14 protein-coding genes are annotated in these 16,481 nt (G+C 71.6%); 9 read left to right on the forward strand and 5 right to left on the reverse strand.

Annotated features, from left to right (window positions below; all coding sequences use genetic code 11):
* Positions 1-59: 59 nt before the first annotated feature.
* Positions 60-2,114: an alpha-L-fucosidase gene (locus tag ACH4ZA_RS24365; RefSeq protein WP_398431594.1), complete on the reverse strand. Its 2,055-nt coding sequence runs from the start codon at positions 2,112-2,114 to the stop codon at positions 60-62.
* A 452-nt stretch (positions 2,115-2,566) separates the two neighbouring features.
* Between ACH4ZA_RS24365 and ACH4ZA_RS24370 the strand changes: the two genes are divergently transcribed.
* The 6 genes from ACH4ZA_RS24370 to ACH4ZA_RS24395 all read left to right on the forward strand — a co-directional run bounded on the left by ACH4ZA_RS24370 (position 2,567) and on the right by ACH4ZA_RS24395 (position 10,580).
* On the forward strand, positions 2,567-3,010 hold the full coding sequence (locus tag ACH4ZA_RS24370; protein WP_398431595.1) for an Lrp/AsnC family transcriptional regulator: 444 nt from the start codon (positions 2,567-2,569) through the stop codon (positions 3,008-3,010).
* A gap of 65 nt (positions 3,011-3,075) precedes the next feature.
* On the forward strand, positions 3,076-6,033 hold the full coding sequence (locus ACH4ZA_RS24375) for an aminotransferase (RefSeq protein WP_398431596.1): 2,958 nt from the start codon (positions 3,076-3,078) through the stop codon (positions 6,031-6,033).
* A gap of 134 nt (positions 6,034-6,167) precedes the next feature.
* The gene (locus tag ACH4ZA_RS24380) at positions 6,168-7,934 is read left to right on the forward strand and encodes a diacylglycerol kinase family protein (RefSeq protein ID WP_398431597.1); all 1,767 of its coding nucleotides are present in this window, start codon (positions 6,168-6,170) and stop codon (positions 7,932-7,934) included.
* Position 7,935: 1 nt separating this feature from the next.
* Complete coding sequence (locus tag ACH4ZA_RS24385) at positions 7,936-8,889, forward strand: YihY/virulence factor BrkB family protein (RefSeq protein ID WP_398431598.1); 954 nt, start codon at positions 7,936-7,938, stop codon at positions 8,887-8,889.
* The gene (locus ACH4ZA_RS24390) at positions 8,890-9,657 is read left to right on the forward strand and encodes a phosphatase PAP2 family protein (RefSeq protein ID WP_398431599.1); all 768 of its coding nucleotides are present in this window, start codon (positions 8,890-8,892) and stop codon (positions 9,655-9,657) included.
* A 557-nt stretch (positions 9,658-10,214) separates the two neighbouring features.
* Positions 10,215-10,580 (forward strand): hypothetical protein, encoded by a 366-nt coding sequence (locus tag ACH4ZA_RS24395; protein ID WP_398431600.1) that lies wholly within the window; start codon positions 10,215-10,217, stop codon positions 10,578-10,580.
* A 102-nt stretch (positions 10,581-10,682) separates the two neighbouring features.
* On the opposite strand, the gene ACH4ZA_RS24400 is transcribed toward ACH4ZA_RS24395, so the two are convergent.
* The 4 genes from ACH4ZA_RS24400 to ACH4ZA_RS24415 form a co-directional block, all read right to left on the reverse strand.
* A complete protein-coding gene (locus tag ACH4ZA_RS24400) occupies positions 10,683-11,516 on the reverse strand; it encodes a PIG-L family deacetylase (protein ID WP_398431601.1) in 834 nt (277 codons plus the stop codon).
* 186 nt (positions 11,517-11,702) lie between these two features.
* Positions 11,703-12,401 (reverse strand): class F sortase, encoded by a 699-nt coding sequence (locus ACH4ZA_RS24405; protein ID WP_398431602.1) that lies wholly within the window; start codon positions 12,399-12,401, stop codon positions 11,703-11,705.
* Positions 12,402-12,534: 133 nt separating this feature from the next.
* The gene (locus ACH4ZA_RS24410; protein WP_398431603.1) at positions 12,535-13,026 is read right to left on the reverse strand and encodes a sortase; all 492 of its coding nucleotides are present in this window, start codon (positions 13,024-13,026) and stop codon (positions 12,535-12,537) included.
* A gap of 294 nt (positions 13,027-13,320) precedes the next feature.
* A complete protein-coding gene (locus ACH4ZA_RS24415) occupies positions 13,321-14,013 on the reverse strand; it encodes an NAD(P)-dependent oxidoreductase (protein WP_398431604.1) in 693 nt (230 codons plus the stop codon).
* Positions 14,014-14,089: 76 nt separating this feature from the next.
* Here ACH4ZA_RS24415 and ACH4ZA_RS24420 point away from each other — a divergent pair, with 76 nt between their 5' ends.
* The 3 genes from ACH4ZA_RS24420 (at position 14,090) to ACH4ZA_RS24430 (ending at position 16,434) form a co-directional block, all read left to right on the forward strand.
* Positions 14,090-14,746 (forward strand): TetR/AcrR family transcriptional regulator, encoded by a 657-nt coding sequence (locus ACH4ZA_RS24420; RefSeq protein ID WP_398431605.1) that lies wholly within the window; start codon positions 14,090-14,092, stop codon positions 14,744-14,746.
* Positions 14,747-14,846: 100 nt separating this feature from the next.
* Entirely contained in the window at positions 14,847-15,371 is a 525-nt protein-coding gene (locus ACH4ZA_RS24425) for a hypothetical protein (RefSeq protein ID WP_398431606.1), read from the forward strand.
* 229 nt (positions 15,372-15,600) lie between these two features.
* Positions 15,601-16,434 (forward strand): class I SAM-dependent methyltransferase, encoded by an 834-nt coding sequence (locus ACH4ZA_RS24430; RefSeq protein WP_398431607.1) that lies wholly within the window; start codon positions 15,601-15,603, stop codon positions 16,432-16,434.
* The last annotated feature ends 47 nt before the right edge of the window (positions 16,435-16,481 follow it).

Genomic DNA, 16,481 nt, shown 5'->3' on the forward strand with positions numbered 1-16,481 from the left:
CATCGGCCTGTCGGCCGACGGGCGGTCGACAGGCCGACGACGGGCAACCAGGGAGCAGGTCAGACCGGCTTGATCGTCCACAGCAGGTTGGTGCTCTGCTGCCACGTCCACTGCTTGGTCACGGCCCCCGAGGCGACCTTTCCGCCGCCGTCGAGGACCAGTCCCGTGCTGCGGTTGGCGATCGAGTACTGGCCCTGGCCGCGGTGGGTGATCTGCCACTGCTGGGTGACACCGCCGTCCCAGGCCTTCTGCCGGGCGGGGTCACCGTCGGCGGTGGAGCCCCAGCCGTCGGCGACCATGCCGTTGGTGCGGTTGACGAGTCGGTAGTACCCGTTGCCGAGTTCGACGGCCTGCCACTGCAGATTGGCGGAGTTCACCGCCTCCCACTGCTTCAGGTTGGAACCGGCGGCGACGTTGCCCCCGCTGTCCAGGACCAGGCCGTTCGTGACGTTGGTCAGGCGGAGGTACGCGGTGGGGGCGAACGTCACCTTCAGGGAGGCGATGGCGTCGTTGTTGCCGGTCACGCGCAGGTCGGGGGCGTCCGAGGCGAACGTCCAGGCGGTGCCGGTGAAGTTGTCGCCGGAGTAGCCCGTCACCTGGAATCCTGCGGGCACCCGGAGGGAGGAGGCCATGGCGGGCCCGAGGCCGGCGGCGGTCAGCTGGGAGGACGTGTAGCTGCCGAGCGGCAGGTCGGCGCGAGTGCCCTGATAGTCGACGTGCTGGAACACCGCCGGCGCGGAAAGGCTCACGGGCATGCCCTGGACCTCGACGCACACCACGGAGACCCTCGCGTCCGGCGCGGTGGCCGGCACGGTGACGCTGATCTGGTCGGAGACGGTGTACGGCAGCGAGACCGACGGGTTGTTCATCAGGTAGACGCGGCTGATCGTGTTGTCGATCGCGGGGATCTGGAGTTTTCCGTCCGTCGGCCAGGTGAACACGTGGGCGAAGAGCTTGCCGCTCTTCTTGGTGACCTTCCCCCATGCGGGTTCGGTGGCCGACGGGCTACCGCTGGTGCCGTGGATGCTGTCGCCGTACGTCGACATCCAGGACGCCAGGCCGTTCAGCACGGTCTGCGTTCCCGCGGTGACCGAGCCGTCGCCCTTGGGGCCGATGTTCAACAGGAGGTTGCCGTCCCGGGAGACGACCGTGACCAACTCCTGGACGACGTCCTTCACGGACCGGTACGAGTTCTCACTCGACGCGTTGTAACCCCAGGCGCCGTTCATGGTGGCGCACCGCTCCCACGGCCGGCTCATCGGCGCGGTGGGTATCCCGAACTCCGCGACGGCGTAGTCGCCGAGGCCGCGGTCCCGCTTGACCCTTTCGTTGACGATGAGGCCGGGCTTGCGGGCGATCAGCCAGTTGTAGAGGTCGACGCCGTCCGACGCCAGCCACCAGTCCTCGAGGGTGGGGCTGGACGGCTCGTCGAACCAGTCGCCGTCGAACCACAGCAAGGCCGGGTCGTAACGATCCAGCAGTTCCTGGAGGTGTGCCTTGAGGTCGGCGATGTAGGCGGTGCGGGCGGCCTGCGAGGACATCGTGGTGAGACCGCCCTCGTGACGGTCGGTCTGCGAAGGGTGGTTCCAGTCGAGGATCGAGTAGTACAGGCAGAACTTGATGCCACGGCTCTCGCATGCCGCCTTGAGGTCCATCAGCGGGTCGCTCTGCACGCCGTGGTAGTCGTGCAGGTTGTACCGCTTGGCGCCCGTGGTGTCGGTGAAGCCGGCGACGTCGGAGTCCCACATCGCGAAGCCCTCGTGGTGCTTGGCGGTGATCACCAGGTACTTCATGCCGGCGTTCTCGGCCAGCTCGGCGATGGCGTCGGCGTCGAACTGCGTCGGGTCGAAGTTCTGGGTGACCTGGGTCTGGTAGTTCGCCTTGCTCCACTGCTGGCTGTCGAACGCCCACTCGCCCCGGCCGAGCTGGGAGTAGGACCCGAAGTGGATGAACATCCCGAACCTGGCCTGGTACCACCAGTCCATCTTCGAGGGGACGGTGTACGCCCGGGCGGCGGTGGGCCAGAGGCCCTGCGGCAGACCGAAGGCAGCGATGCCTCCGGCGAGGGCGACGGCCTTCATCAGAGAGCGTCTGCTGAGGCGAGCTGACGACATGGTGCGGCTCCGTGTGTCGGGGGGCAGGGCGTGCGGGAGCGGACTGCCGACCGGGACGCGGTCTTTCCGCCGCCCCGGACAGGAGACATCGGATGGATTTATAGAGGTACAGCGACGGTCACGTCTAGATGTGGGCGGGACGGGCCGCCGAATGGCGCATCATTGGTCCTTTTTGTAGGGTTTTATCTCCGCGATGGCAAGGTGAAGGTCGGCGGAAGGGGGTGGATACATCGGATCTATCGTCGGTGAGCTGTTGTGGGTGCGGCGGAAGGGCGGTCCGCGGAGGAGCGCGGTGACCGTGCGACGGGCTCCGATCGCAGGCGCCTTGATGGTCTCCGCTAGCCGTGCACGCTCGATTCCTTCGTCCAGACGCTTGATTCGAGCGTACAGAACCGGCATGGTGGCGGAATCGGATGCGCATTCAGTTGTTTCGGGCGAAGGGGAAGTGTTCGATGGATGACATCGACCGGGCCATCCTGAGGGAGCTCCAGGTCGACGGCCGTATCCCGTACGCCGACCTGGGGCCCAAGGTGGGGTTGTCGCCCTCGGCCGCGCGGCTGCGGTTGCAGCGGATGATCGACAGCAAGGTCGTTCAGGTCGTCGGGGTGACCGATCCGATGACCATGAACCGGCAGACGATGGCGCTCCTGGGCCTGAGCGTCGGGGGCGACTCCCGCGCGGTGGCCGACGAGCTGTCCCAGCACGACGAAGTCGTCTACACGGTCCTGACCTCCGGCCGCTACGACCTGTTCACCGAGGTCGTGTGCAGCAGCCCCCGCACTCTCCTGGACTTCGTCAACGACGTCGTCCGGGCCGTCGACGGCATCACGTCCGTGGAGAGCTTCCCCTACTTCGGGATCCACACCCACCGCTTCCTGTGGGACGTCGACCAGTGACACCCGCAGCCCCGCACATCCGCGCCTCGAACCAGGGGTCCGTCCAGTCAGCCGAGGAACCCCGCATGCCGCACGACGAACACCGCGCCGTCGACTTCTTCGCCCACGGCTCCCTTCCGGTACCGCAGGTGACCTGCGCCGAGGCCGAGCGCATCGCCGCACGCCACCTCGGCCTCACCGCTCGTGCCACGCCCCTGGGCAGCCAGCAGGACGCCAACTTCCTGCTCCGCGCGGACGACGGGACGGCACCGCTGATCCTGAAGATCGCCAACCCCGCCTTCGGCCCGGTGGAGATCGACGCCCAGGACACGGCCGCCGATCTGATCGCCGCGGCGCATCCGGAACTGCGTGTCGCGACCGTGGCGCGCCACCCCGACGGATCCCCGCGCCGCGCCACGGTCGACGTCGGCGGGCGACCGGCCGTCGCCCGGCTGCTTCGCTTCCTGCCGGGCGGACCGCTCACCGGCTCCCGTCACCTCTCCCCGGTCACGGTGGCCGGCATGGGCGCCGTCGCGGCGAAGGTCAGCAGCACCCTGCGGGACTTCCGGCACCCCGGCCTCGAGCGGGTGCTCCAGTGGGACGTGCGGCACGCGCCCCGTGTCGTCGCCGACCTCGCCGGGCACATCGGCGACCCGGACCGGCGTGCCGCCGTCCGCACCGCGACCGCCGAAGCCTGGGCCGCGGTGGAGCAGCACGCGGCCGCCCTGCCGTCGCAGGCCGTGCACCTGGACCTCACGGACGACAACGTGATCTGCTCCCTCGTCGGACACCCGCCGAAGCCCGACGGCATCATCGACTTCGGTGACCTGACGACGAGTTGGGCGGTGAGCGAACTGGCCGTGTCGCTCTCCTCGATGCTCCACCACGACGGCGTCGAACCCCACCAGGTGCTCCCCGCCGTCCGGGCCTTCCACGCGGTGCGGCCGCTCTCCGTGCAGGAGGCCGAGGTGCTGTGGCCCCTCGTGGTGCTGCGCGCCGCCGTCCTCGTGGCCAGCGGCCATCACCAGGCCGCCGTCGACGAGGAGAACGCCTACGCCACGGCCGCCCTCGACCACGAGTGGCTCATCTTCGAGCAGGCCACCCGGCTGCCCCACGAGGTGATGACCCACCTCGTCAGGGACGCGATCGGTGCGTCCGACGCGCCGGAGTGGGCCGAGGCGTCCGCGCACGGTCTGCTGCGCGGCGTGACGGCCGCCGACATCGGCTTCCTCGACCTGTCCACCGGCGCTGACTCCATGGACCGCGGGGCGTGGCTCGCCGCGGACGCCGAGCACCGGTCCGCGCTCGCCGCGCTCGCGGACGGAGCCCGCGTGGTGGCGACGCGGCACGCGCAGGCGCGGCTCACCCGGGCTCCGGCCCTGTCGGCGGAGTCCCCCGCCACCGTGCCCACCGGGATCGACCTGTGGCTTGGGCAGGCCGTGGTGGCGCAGGCCCCGTTCGGGGGAGAGGTCCTCGCCGCGGGTCCGGGCCGCGTCGACATCGCCCACGGCCCCGTGGTGCTGACGTTGTCCTTCCCGGACACGGTCCGGCCGGTGGTCGACGCCGGCGCGACGGTCGACGCGGGGGAGGACCTCGCCGTTCTGCCGGCCGGCGCAGCGGTCCACGTGGCGCTGCTCCGCGCGGGCGGCCTCGCCGTGCCACGCCTGGTCCGTCCCGAGTACGCGGCCGGATGGCTCGGGCTCACAGCCGACCCCGCCCCCCTCCTCGGCCTCCCGCCCGCCGGCCGCGCGGAGTCCGCGGACCTCCTGGAGCGGCGCGGGGCGGTGTTCGCGACGGTGCAGGGGCACTACTACGCCGACCCGCCGCGCATCGAACGCGGTTGGCGTCATCATCTCCTGTCCGTCGAAGGCCGTTCCTACCTCGACATCGTGAACAACGTGACCCCGCTGGGCCACGCCCATCCCCGCGTCGAGCAGGCCGTCGCCCGTCAACTGCGGCGGCTCAACACCAATTCACGGTTCCACTACGCCTCGGTGGTGGAGTTCACCGAACGTCTCGCGGCTCTCCTGCCCGAGCCGCTGGACACGGTGTTCCTGGTCAACTCCGGCTCCGAGGCCGTGGATCTCGGCCTGCGCCTCGCCGTCGGAGCGACCGGACAACACGACGTCGTCGCGGTCCGCGAGGCCTACCACGGGTGGACCTACGCATCCGACGCGGTGTCCACGTCGCTCCAGGACAACCCGAACGCCCTGACGACCCGGCCGAGTTGGGTGCACACCGTGGACTCGCCCAACCCTTACCGCGGGCGGCACCGGGGGGTGCGGGCAGCGCGATACGGGCCGGAGGCGGCAGCGGTCATCGACGAGCTGGCCGCGTCGGGTCGTCCGGCCGGAGCCTTCGTCGGCGAGACGTTCTACGGCAACGCCGGGGGAGTGGCCCTGCCCGACGGCTATCTCGCGGACGTGTACGCCGCCGTCCGCCGCCACGGTGGCCTCGCCGTCGCCGACGAGGTCCAAGTCGGCTACGGCCGCCTGGGTCACTGGTTCTGGGGATTCGAGCAGCAGCAGGTGGTGCCCGACGTGGTCTGCGTGGCCAAAGCCATGGGCAACGGCCACCCCCTCGGCGCCGTCATCACGTCCAAGGCGGTCGCCGACCGCTATCGCGACCAGGGGTACTTCTTCTCCTCCACCGGGGGCAGCCCCGTCTCGAGCGTCGTGGGCCTCACCGTCCTGGACGCTCTGCGCGACGAGGACCTCCAGGGCAACGCGGTACGGGTCGGAGGCCGCCTGAAGAGCCGGCTCCGGGCGCTCGCGGAAAGCCACGGCGTCATCGGCGCCGTCCACGGCTCGGGCCTGTATCTAGGCCTCGAACTCGTCCGCGACCGCGACACGTTGGAGCCCGCCACGGAGGAGACTGCCGAACTGTGCGATCGCCTCCTCGACCTCGGCGTGATCGTCCAGCCCACCGGCGACCACCTCAACATCCTGAAGATCAAACCCCCGTTGTGCATCGACTCCGCCGCCGTCGACTTCTTCGCCGACATGCTGGACCGGGCCCTGCGGGAGCTCGGCCACGGCGGCTGACACCCGGGGGCGCGATTGACGGAGGGCGAGTTGCCCGCCGGCGTCAGGTCTGCGCGGCGATTTCGGGGGCAGACGGCGGTGCGTCGGACTCCATGCCCTGGTCCGACGCGCCGTGCCTACCCGTGGGAGACCTGATGCCGACCGCCGCCCAGGAAAGACCGGCCGAGCTTCCTGGCCACAGACCAGGGGCCGACCGGACCAGCCGCTCGTCCGCGCTGCCGCGGGGCGTCGGCCGGGCCGCCGCGCGCATCTCGGCGCTGACGGTCTGCCAGGGCGCGGTCATGGTGGGATGCGGACTGCTGATCACCGGACCGGCTCGTGGACTGTGGCCGATGACGGTCGAGGACGACGTCAACGAGCGCTTGGAGCACATCCGGACCGGCGCCCTGACCACCCTGTCGTCCTTCGGGTCGGCGGCCGGCGACACCCTCACGGTGATCGCCGTCACCGTCCTGGCCTGCGCGGGTCTGATCCTGATCCCCCGGCTGCCGATGTGGCGCCAGGCGGTCTTCCTCGCCGTCGCCGTGTCCCTGCAGTCACTGGTCTTCCTGGTCATCACCGAGGCGGTCGACCGCCACCGGCCCGAGGTGCACCGCCTCGACCCCTCTCCGCCCACCTCCAGTTACACCTCGGGTCACACCGGCGCGGCCACCGCGATCTACGGCGGACTCGCGGTGCTCGCGCTGTCCCGGCTCCGCGGGCCGTGGCGGCGGATCGTCGGCGGTCTGCTGCTGGTCGTACCGGTGGTGGTCGCCCTCGCCCGCCTCTACCGCGGCATGCACCATCCGACGGACGTCATGGGCGGGCTGGCCAACGGCAGCCTGTCCCTGCTGATCGTCGGCCGCACCCTGCTCACCGACGCCACCGTGACCGCCGCCGCCGACGTGACCGCCGCCGAGGTGAGCCCGGCGCCGTCCACGGGTACGCGAACGAGCCCGGGGACGGCGGACGAGGGGCACGCGGCGGTGATCTTCAACCCCACCGTGATGGGCGAAGCCGATCGCGAGGCGCTGCGCGGGGTCCTCGACAGACACGGCTACCGCGCACCGACGTTCATCGCGACCACCGCCGAGGACCCGGGCACCGGTCAGACGGCCGACGCGCTGCGGAGCGGCGCGCGGCTGGTCGTGGTCTGCGGCGGCGACGGCACCCTGCGTGCGGCCGCCGACGCGCTGGCCGGCAGCCGGGTACCGCTCGCCGTCGTGCCCTGCGGCACCGGCAATCTGCTGGCCCGCAACATGGGACTGCCCCTGACTCCCACCGACGCGCTCGACGCCGCACTGCGCGGCACGCCACACTGCCTCGACCTCGGCCGCATCGAGGGCGACGCCCTCCCCGCCACCCACTTCGCCGCCATGTCCGGGGCGGGACTCGACGCGGCGATCATGGAGCGGACCGACGACCGTGCCAAGTCCGTTCTGGGCTGGCCCGCCTACGTGCTGGCCGGCATCGGCGCACTGCGCACACCCCGGATGCGTCTGACCGTCCGGCTCGACGACGCCCCCGCCCTGCGCCGCACGGCCCGCATGGTGCTCATCGGCAACGTCGGCACCGTGCAGGGCGGATCGACGCTCCTGCCCGCCGCCCGTCCCGACGACGGCCTCCTCGACCTGCTGCTCCTCGACCCGCGCGGCGTGGTCGGCTGGACGCGTGCGCTGGCGACGCTGGTGCGCGGCGGAGCGAAGGGGCCCCGGCCGCCGGCCCCGGACCCCGCCTCGGCGGAGCATGGCGACGGACGCGGCGCACCGGTGGAGTTCTTCACCTTCCGGCGGGCCGAGCTGACCTTCGACTCCGCGCAGTCTCGAGAGCTCGACGGAGATCCGGTGACGCAGGGCCGCCGGCTCACCGCCGAGGTCAGGCCGGGCGCGCTGACCGTGCTCCTGCCCGCTGGAGGTGAGTGACGTGGGCACCGCGACCAAGGTTCCCGAGACCCGTGACATGCGAGGCGACGAACTGTCCGCCGACGAGGCGCTGACGGCGTTGCGCCGCTACGGCCGCTGGGCACTGCTGCGGGACTCCTTCGTGCGTTTCCGGTACGCGGACGGCTTCACCCATTCCCGCGCGCTCGCCCTGCAGACCGTTCTGTCGGTGATTCCGCTGGCCATCGCGTTCGTCGGTCTCTCCACGACGCTGCACACCGAGAACATCGGCCGGATGGCCGAGCTGACGATCCATCGGATCGCCGAGGGGCCCAGCGTCGACGTGGTCGACGACGCGCTGAGCCGCAGCCGTCGCACGGCGGGCGACGGCGCGCAGGTCGCGCTGTGGTTCGGACTGGTCTTCTCTCTGGTCAACACCACCACCGCGATGTGCCAGATAGAGCGTGGCGCCAACCGCATCTACGGCAACGAGCGCGACCGGCCCTTCGGCCAGAAGTACCTGCGCGGTCTGGTGATGTCCGTCAGCGCCGGACTGCCCCTCGGACTCGGTTTCGTCGTGATGGTGGCCGGCGGCGACCTCGCCTCCGCGGCGGTGACCGTCTACCGGCTCGACGGAGGGGCCCAGACAGCCTGGCAGATACTGCGCTGGCCCTTCGGACTGCTGCTCGCGCTGATCTCGGCCAGCGTGATCTTCCGCCGGTCGCCCCGCCGCAGACAGCCCGGATACACCTGGCTGGCCTTCGGCGCCGCCGTGTACCTGGTGCTGTGGACGACGCTCACCTGGCTGCTGAGCCTGTACCTCGGGATCAGCGGCTCCTTCGACACCGTCTACGGCCCGCTCAGCGCCTTCATGTCCCTGCTGCTGTGGGCCTATCTCACCTCGATCGCCCTCTTCCTCGGGCTGGCGTTCGCCGCGCAGCTGGAGGCCGCGCGCGCCCTGCGCTCCGCCCCCGTCGAACCCGACCCTGGAGTCTGAATGGCTGTGCGAGCCGCGGTCCTGCACCTTCGAGACCGCCGCCGGGCGGCCGACCGCAGATTCGGCGTCCGGCTCCTCGGGGCGGCCGTCGTCGCAGCCGTCGCAGCCGTGCCCTTCGCACTGCTGCTGGTCCTGGTCGAGGGCCGGTGGACGCCGTTGCGGCGGGTGGACGTCGGCGCCGCCGAGCGGCTTCACCGGACGGCCGTGACACATCCGGCGTGGACCAGGATCCTGCGCTTCCTCTCCGACTGGGTGTGGGACCCCGCCGTGCTGCGGACGGTCGTCGCGTTGCTGACGGTCTGGCTGCTGTACCGCAGAGCCTGGCGGCTGGCCGTCTGGTGTGCCGTGACTGCGGTGGCGGGCGCGCTGATCGGGCTCGTCGTCAAGACGGTCGTCGAGCGTGCCCGGCCGTCCCTCGACGATCCGGTGGCGCACGCGCCGGGATTCTCCTTCCCGTCGGGCCACGCGATGACGGGCACCACGTCGTTCGCGGTCCTGCTGCTGGTCCTGCTGCCTCTGGTGCCACGGGCCTGGAGGCCGCTGTGCTGGTGCGTGGCGGTGGTGTCCGTGCTGGGCGTCGGCTTCACCCGCGTCGCGCTCGGTGTGCACTGGTTCAGCGACGTGGTGGGCGGCTGGCTGCTGGGTCTGGCCGTCGTCGCCTCCACCGCCTGGGCCTTCGAGGCCTGGCGCGCCGACGCCGGCCGGGGTCGCACCGAGGTGGCCGAGGGACTGGAGCCCGAACTCGTCGATGCCCGCCCCGAGGCCTGACCGGCGGCGGAACGGGTTCCGCCTGCTCCCTCCTCGCCCGCCACCCGGCCGGGTACCCCGTGCAGCCGTGTAGGCCGTTCGCCGTTGTCGTCGTGCGCCGTCGCACAGCGGTGCCGACGATGCCGAAGGTGTGCCCACCGGGCGATGACGCCTGGCCGGTGTCCGGGCACGCGTACGGAGGTACGTGAGCGTGCGACGTCGTATCGGCGGTCTGGCCGTGGCAGGGGTGCCGGCAGCAGCGGTCGCGGTCGGCGCGACGGCCCCCGAGCCCCCGCCCGGATACGGGGACTCGCCCCCACCGGGACCGACCACCGCTCTGCCGGGCGCCGGCCTGGACGGTGAGGCGTGGGCCTGGACCCAGCTGACCGGCGACGGCATCCATGTCCGCTACGTGTCCACGGACTCCGGCCGAACATGCCCCAGCGTCGCTGCACCAACGGGGGAAGCGGGCGCACGGACTGCTGAGACCCAGGCCCTGATTCCCGCACGGCACAAACCATCGCCTTGCATCAGCCCCCTATGCTGGCACCCGGCAGGACAGGGGGAAGGGGCAGCCGATGGACTGGTTCTGGTGGGTTCTCATCGTCTTCTGGACGGGCGGCTTCGCCTGGGCCGCCGACAACATCCGCACCGCGCTCCGGCACCGGCACGAGCGCAAGTTGCAGCTGATGGAGGCGGCGAAGCAGGAACGACTGGCCGTCGAAGCGGCGCACAGGCCGCCGGAGCCGGTGTGCGGATGCACGCACCATCTCGCCAAGCACGACAAGCAGGGCCGCTGCCACGAACGCGTCGAACTGCCCACCGCCTGGGACGAGAACAAGAAACCGCTGCGCTACGAGGCCGGCCAGTGCAACTGCCAGCAGTACGTGGGACCGCAGCCTCTGTCACAGGTGTTCGCCGAGGACCTGACCGACCTCGCCTGACGCATACGGGCAGGGCGTGTTCCCCGGCTGATCGGGACCGCTGCGGTGCCGTGGGCGCGAGGTCGGCCGACCTCGCACCCACGGCACCGGGAGACGGGTGGATCAGCGGAGTCCGGCGAAGAGGTCGTTCTCCGGCGAGGCCGCGCCGGTGGTGTCCTGGACGCGCACGAAGGTCTCGACGCCCATCAACTCGGTGAACTTCTCCTTGCCCATCCGCAGGAAGAAGATGTTCTCGCCCTGGCTGGCGTGTGCGGCCAGCGCGTCGAACTTCTGACCGCCGAACGCGGAGGTGTCCACCCAGGTGGTGATCTCCTCGTCCGGGAGCCCGATCTCGGCCATCGCGGCGGCCTCGGCGGGATCCGGCTCCTGCCAGTCCGCTCCGAACTCGCGCATGACCTCCCCGAACCGCTGCATCATCGAGCGGGGCGCCGTCGTCCAGTACACCTTCGGCGTCGGCTCGGTCATCGCCAGCGCCGCCATCGTGATGCGGTTGGCCTGGATGTGATCGGGGTGACCGTAGAAGCCGTTCTCGTCGTAGGTGACGACCACGTCGGGCCGGTAGCGCCGCAGGAGTTCCGCGAGCCGGGCCGCGCCCTCCTCCACCGGCGTCCGCCAGAACGATCCGGGGGCGTCATTGGTCGCCCAGCCCATCATCCCGGAGTCGGCGTAGTCCAGCGTCTCCAGGTGACTGATCTTCAGGACGTCGCAGCTCGCCTCGAGTTCCTTGCGCCGCATCAAGGCGACGGCCGCCGGATCGTGCCCGGGATCGCCCGGCTTGACGCCTCCCGGTCCGTCACCGCAACCGCCGTCGGTACACGTCACGAGGACCGTGCGCACGCCCTCCGCCGCGTACCGTGCCAGGACGCCCCCGGTTCCCGTGGCCTCGTCGTCGGGGTGTGCGTGCACCGCCATGAGCGTCAAGGGCCGGTCAGTCATGAAACGTCCTCCTGTGTGAGTAAGAAGGGGCGGTAGGAGTCCCCTCCGTGACCTGGACGGACGTCGTCAGCACGGGTCCGGCCGTCCTGGCCAACCGCCGGGGAACCTCGTCCATTCCCCGGGCGTGCGGCTCACCGTGGTCGGTGGACATCGGCGAGGATGATCCCTCCGATCGGCGGACCGTGCTCACTCGACGGCGGTGAGCGTCGCGTAGACCACGATGTTCGCCTGGTAACCGGTGCGCCGGGAGTAGCCGCCGCCGCAGGTGATCAGTCGTAGTCCGGCCCGCTCGGAGCTGCCGTACACCTTCTCGCTCGGGAAGTGTTTCTTGTCGTAGACCTCGAGAGCGTCGACGGTGAACACGGCGGTGCGCAGGTCGGCCCGGTCGATCTCGATGGTGTCGCCCTTGGTCAGTGCGCCGAGCTCGTAGAAGACGCCCGGGGCGCCGCCGGGCAGGTCCACGTGGCCCGCGGTGACGGCCGTCCCGGCGGATCCCGGTGCCGTGCCCTCGCTGTACCAGCCGACGCGGTTGGGAGGGTCCGCGGGCGGGGGCTCGAGCGCCCCGGACGAGTCGAGGTGCAGCTTGGCGACGGGGGCGTCCACGTGGACGGCCGGGATGCGCAGCCGGAGCGGTTCCGCGGGCGGGAGCGGGGTCAGGACGGGGTCCACCGGTGCGGCGGTGCGGTGGACCGCGGCTCCTGGACGGGGCGAGAACGACTGACCCGCTGAAGGCTGCGGTGGTTGCTCGTCGTGTACGGCGCCGGCCATCAGCAGGGTCCCCACCACGAGCGTCCAGGCCAGAAGCCTGACCGACGGGACGCGCGAGGACGACGGCGGGGAAGAAGGCGGGGGAGGGGACGAGTCGGTGGTCTGCCTGGTGGCCATCGAGGTGGGTTCTTTCCTCGCAGCGGGGGAGGGGCGAGGGAGACGACACCTCCAGCGGCTCCCGGGACAGGGAAGGCTCCGGGAGCCGCTGGGGGTGAGGTGAGAGGGCCGGCGGGAAGCGGGCGGCGGGCGGTCAGGTGACGTTCGTGTTCGAGCGGTGACGCCTCCTCACCAGAACGCCGGCGGCGGCCGCGGCGACCAGCGCCGCGCCGAGGGTGAGCTGCGGCGCCTTCAGCCCGGCGTCTCCGAAGCCGGCCTCGACCGCACCGTCGGGCCGCCGCGTCGGGAGCTCGTACGAGTCCGTCATCATGATCCGCGGCGGGCACTTGACGACGACGGTGTCGCTGCCGGTCGACGCGCCTTCCGGCACGGTGAACTCACCGGTGAGAACGCCCTTGGTCTCGCCTCCGAAGAGGTGGAACGCCCCTGCCGCCTCGGACTCGCCCTTTCCGTAGGTGACGTCCGCACCGCATGCGGTGGTGCTGACGGTGACCGTGGAGCCGTTGGCGGTCTGCCGCGAGTGGATGTCGAGACCCGAGTCACCGGCGGCAGCGGCGACCGGAACCTGAAGAGCCAGAAAGCCGGCCATCAGGCCGATGCCGATGCCGACACGTGTATTGCCCACAAGAACCCCTCCAGCGAAGCAGCGTCCGGTCTGTCGTACGGCGCGCGAAGTGCGCACCACTGCCGAGACAACCGACGCTGCGTCACATCCGCAACGCGACGGACCGACGCGTACCTCGCTCGGACGGACGTATCGATGCTCCGATGACGTGCATTCACGCAGGTCAGAGAGGGTTGGGTCGAAGTGGCGGGGGAACCGCCTGAGGTCGGCGAACAGGCTAACGGGACGTCCGGGCGGGTGCGGACCGGACGAGGAACGCCCTTGTCCCGGCCTGAAGTTCGACGGCGGCCCGGCTCACCTCTTCTTCACGCCCTCGTTCCAGATCAGCTTGACGATGCTCGGCTTCACGGCCGTGGTGATCACACCCATGGCCGTACGGACGTAGTCCCGCGCCTCCACCTCTCGCAGCATGCTCGCGGCGAGATCGGCACGGGCGGTGAAGACGCCGTCGGCGCTGGTCTCGGCGGTGCGGTAGTCCGTGACGACAGGGTGCTCGAAGAGGCCCGAAGGCCGGACGAGGGTCCAGTCGAGGTCCGTCTGCCGGACCACGGCCTCCATGCGGCGCATGTCCTCGTGCAGGGTGCGCCCGAGGCGCCGGTTCACCAGCGGGTCGAGCACATGGTTGAAGAAGTGCGCATCTGTCGGGCGCCAGCTCGGGTCGGCGATGCTGGAGCTCACGACGAGCAACCGCTTGACGCCATGGCGGGACATGGCGCCGGTGATGGCCCTGGCGCTCGCCGAGTACGTGGTGATGTCCTCCTTGCTGAAGCGGACGCCGACAGCGGAGAGGACCGCGTCCGCCCCGCCGATCGCGGCCGCGACGGCGGTCGGGTCGGTGGCGTCGGCGACGGCCACGTCGAGCCCGGGCCGCGCGGCGAGGGAGCCGGGGCGGCGGGTCACGGCGACGACGTCGTGGCCGGCGGCGAGGGCCTGGTCGGTGAGGTGGCGGCCGGTCGGTCCGTTGGCGCCGAAGACTGCGATACGCATGGCGTCGGGTCATCCCTTCGAGTGGTCATCGGAACGCCCTTGACTGTGCCGATCACGAAACGCAAGCTCAACGCTGATGAATATCGCCGGCCCAGCCCCCGCCCGCACCCGAGGCCGCCCCCGCGGCAACCCACCGACCCGCGAGTCGATCGTCTCGGCGGCCCGTGCGCTGTTCCTGCGGCACGGCTACCGGGGCACCACGCTGCGTGCGGTGGCCGGGGCCGCCGGGGTCGATCCCGCGCTCATCGCGTACCACTTCGGCTCGAAGAAGGGCCTGTTCGCCGACGTGATGCAGATCCAGTGCGTCAACGCGCTGGCGATGGACACCGTCCTCGGCGGCGACCCCGCCACCCTTCCCGACCGCCTGATCGACGCGGTGACGGACCTGTGGGAGAACGCCGACTTCCGTCAGCTCACCGCTCAGGGCGCGGAGGCTGCCGAGGTGATCCGCGAGTACCTGGAACGCGAGCTGCTGGCCCGGCTTGCTGAATTTCTCGGCGGACGGGACGGGACCGCACGCGCCACGGCCGTGGTGACGCTCCTCGGCGGACTCATCTACACCCGCTACCTCAATCCCCTCCCCACCCCCTCCGCCCTCACCCCGTCCGAGACCCGCCACGTGCTCCTCCCTGCGCTGCGAGCGGCACTGGCTCCGAGACGCCGTACCGCGTCGATCGCCGGCGCGGGCCGTGGCGGCTCGCCGGCCGCCGGGGGAGGCGCCGTCCGGCTCTGACTCCCTGAGCCCGCCCGCGCGGGCCGCGGTGCGTCACCCGTGCCGGTGATCGTCAGCGAGGCGGCCCCACAGGTGTGCCCGGCGTTGCCATCCTGGGGGCATGCGCCGCCCGCTCTCCCTCGCCGCCGTCCTGGCCTGCGTCCTGTTCGCCGGAGGTTGCGTCTCCGTCCCCGCCGACGTCCCGCCGCCCGTCCCGCGCCTGGACGCGGCCGCAGTGCACACGCCGTCACCGTCGCCCGCGACCCAGGCCTCCGCTCGCACGGCTCTCGTCGCCACCACCCCCGTCCGAAAGGCGGCGAAGCGGCCCGCGGACCGCCGCGCCGCACAGCCGCGTCCCGCGGGCGCCACGGGGCGCGAGCACTCCCGCCGCATGCCGCAGGCACAGCAGCCGCAGCAGCCGCACAGGGCCGTGCGTGCGGCGCCCGCCCGGCCCGCGCCGCCGCGCACCCGCCACCGCGGGACCGCCCCGACCGTGCCCGGCCATCGCTCGACGCGGCCGCATCCCGCCCGGCCCCGTCCCGCCCGGCCGCGGTCCACCTACGACCTGCGCACCGTGTGCGGCTGGGCCCATCGGGTTCCGGCATCCGCCGGCGCCGCATCCCTCTGTGACTCCTACGTACGCTGAACCGCCCGGCGACCGGAACGCCGTCACCGGACCGCTGTGAACGGACCGCCACGAGCGGAGAGCGTCCGACGGCGGCCGCAGCGTGGTTCGTGCGAGTCCCGGCGCGGACGGTCGAACCGTGAGACAGTCGTAGGAGGCGCCGAGGCGGCTGAACGCGGGCGCGCCGGTCCGAGACGGCGGCCACCGCCCGGCACCGTACGCACACGGTGCGGCAGCGGAGGGATCCGTCATGACCGAGGCGAGCGAAGCGATCCGCGAGGACCAAGCGCTGAAGGCGAAGCACCGGGCCATGTGGGCGCTGGGCGACTATCCCCTGGTGGCCGCGGACGTGATCCCCGATCTGGGGCCGGAGCTCATACGGGGGACCGGCGTGCAGCCGGGTTCGCGCGTCCTCGACGTCGCGGCAGGCTCGGGGAACGCCGCCATCCCGGCCGCTCTCGCGGGAGCCGACGTGGTGGCCGTGGACCTGACACCGGAACTGCTGGAGGCCGGACGGGAGCTGGCCGCCGAGCGCGGCGTCCGACTGGAGTGGCGCGAGGGCGACGCGGAGGCGCTGCCGTTCGCGGACGCGGAATTCGACGCGGTGGTCTCCTGCGTCGGCGTCATGTTCGCCCCGCACCACCAGCGGGCGGCCGACGAACTGGTCCGCGTGTGCCGACCGGGCGGCAGCATCGGCCTGGTCAACTGGACCCCGGAAGGGTTCATCGGCCAGATGTTCGCCGCCATGCGTCCGTACGCGCCCCCGCCTCCGCCCGGGGCGCAGCCGCCACCGCTGTGGGGCAGCGAGGAGCACGTGCGTTCCCTGCTCGGCGACCGCGTGAGCGCCGTCGACGCCGATCGCCGGCAGTTGCGCGTCGACCGGTTCGGCCGGCCCGAGGAGTTCCTGGAGTTCTTCAAGTCCTGCTACGGCCCGACGCTCGCGGTGTACCGGGCCATCGCCGACGACCCCGACAAGGTGTCCGCGCTCGACGCGGCGCTGACGGATCTGGCCGCCCGGTATCTCGCTAACGGGTCGATGGAGTGGGAGTACCTGCTGGTCAAGGCAGAGCGGAACACCGGCTGAGCGGTTCGCTCCGACGGGATCGACGGCATCCCGGACGTCATCCGGGA

It is taken from the genome of Streptomyces sp. NPDC020597 (genome assembly GCF_044335095.1).
Lineage (GTDB): Bacteria > Actinomycetota > Actinomycetes > Streptomycetales > Streptomycetaceae > Streptomyces.

Coding starts and splice junctions, on each gene's coding strand:
- ACH4ZA_RS24365 (WP_398431594.1), bottom strand. CDS start 2,114: ATGTCGTCAGCTCGCCTCAGCAGACGCTCTCTGATGAAGGCCGTCGCC.
- ACH4ZA_RS24370 (WP_398431595.1), top strand. CDS start 2,567: ATGGATGACATCGACCGGGCCATCCTGAGGGAGCTCCAGGTCGACGGC.
- ACH4ZA_RS24375 (WP_398431596.1), top strand. CDS start 3,076: ATGCCGCACGACGAACACCGCGCCGTCGACTTCTTCGCCCACGGCTCC.
- ACH4ZA_RS24380 (WP_398431597.1), top strand. CDS start 6,168: ATGCCGACCGCCGCCCAGGAAAGACCGGCCGAGCTTCCTGGCCACAGA.
- ACH4ZA_RS24390 (WP_398431599.1), top strand. CDS start 8,890: ATGGCTGTGCGAGCCGCGGTCCTGCACCTTCGAGACCGCCGCCGGGCG.
- ACH4ZA_RS24395 (WP_398431600.1), top strand. CDS start 10,215: ATGGACTGGTTCTGGTGGGTTCTCATCGTCTTCTGGACGGGCGGCTTC.
- ACH4ZA_RS24400 (WP_398431601.1), bottom strand. CDS start 11,516: ATGACTGACCGGCCCTTGACGCTCATGGCGGTGCACGCACACCCCGAC.
- ACH4ZA_RS24405 (WP_398431602.1), bottom strand. CDS start 12,401: ATGGCCACCAGGCAGACCACCGACTCGTCCCCTCCCCCGCCTTCTTCC.
- ACH4ZA_RS24415 (WP_398431604.1), bottom strand. CDS start 14,013: ATGCGTATCGCAGTCTTCGGCGCCAACGGACCGACCGGCCGCCACCTC.
- ACH4ZA_RS24420 (WP_398431605.1), top strand. CDS start 14,090: ATGAATATCGCCGGCCCAGCCCCCGCCCGCACCCGAGGCCGCCCCCGC.
- ACH4ZA_RS24425 (WP_398431606.1), top strand. CDS start 14,847: ATGCGCCGCCCGCTCTCCCTCGCCGCCGTCCTGGCCTGCGTCCTGTTC.
- ACH4ZA_RS24430 (WP_398431607.1), top strand. CDS start 15,601: ATGACCGAGGCGAGCGAAGCGATCCGCGAGGACCAAGCGCTGAAGGCG.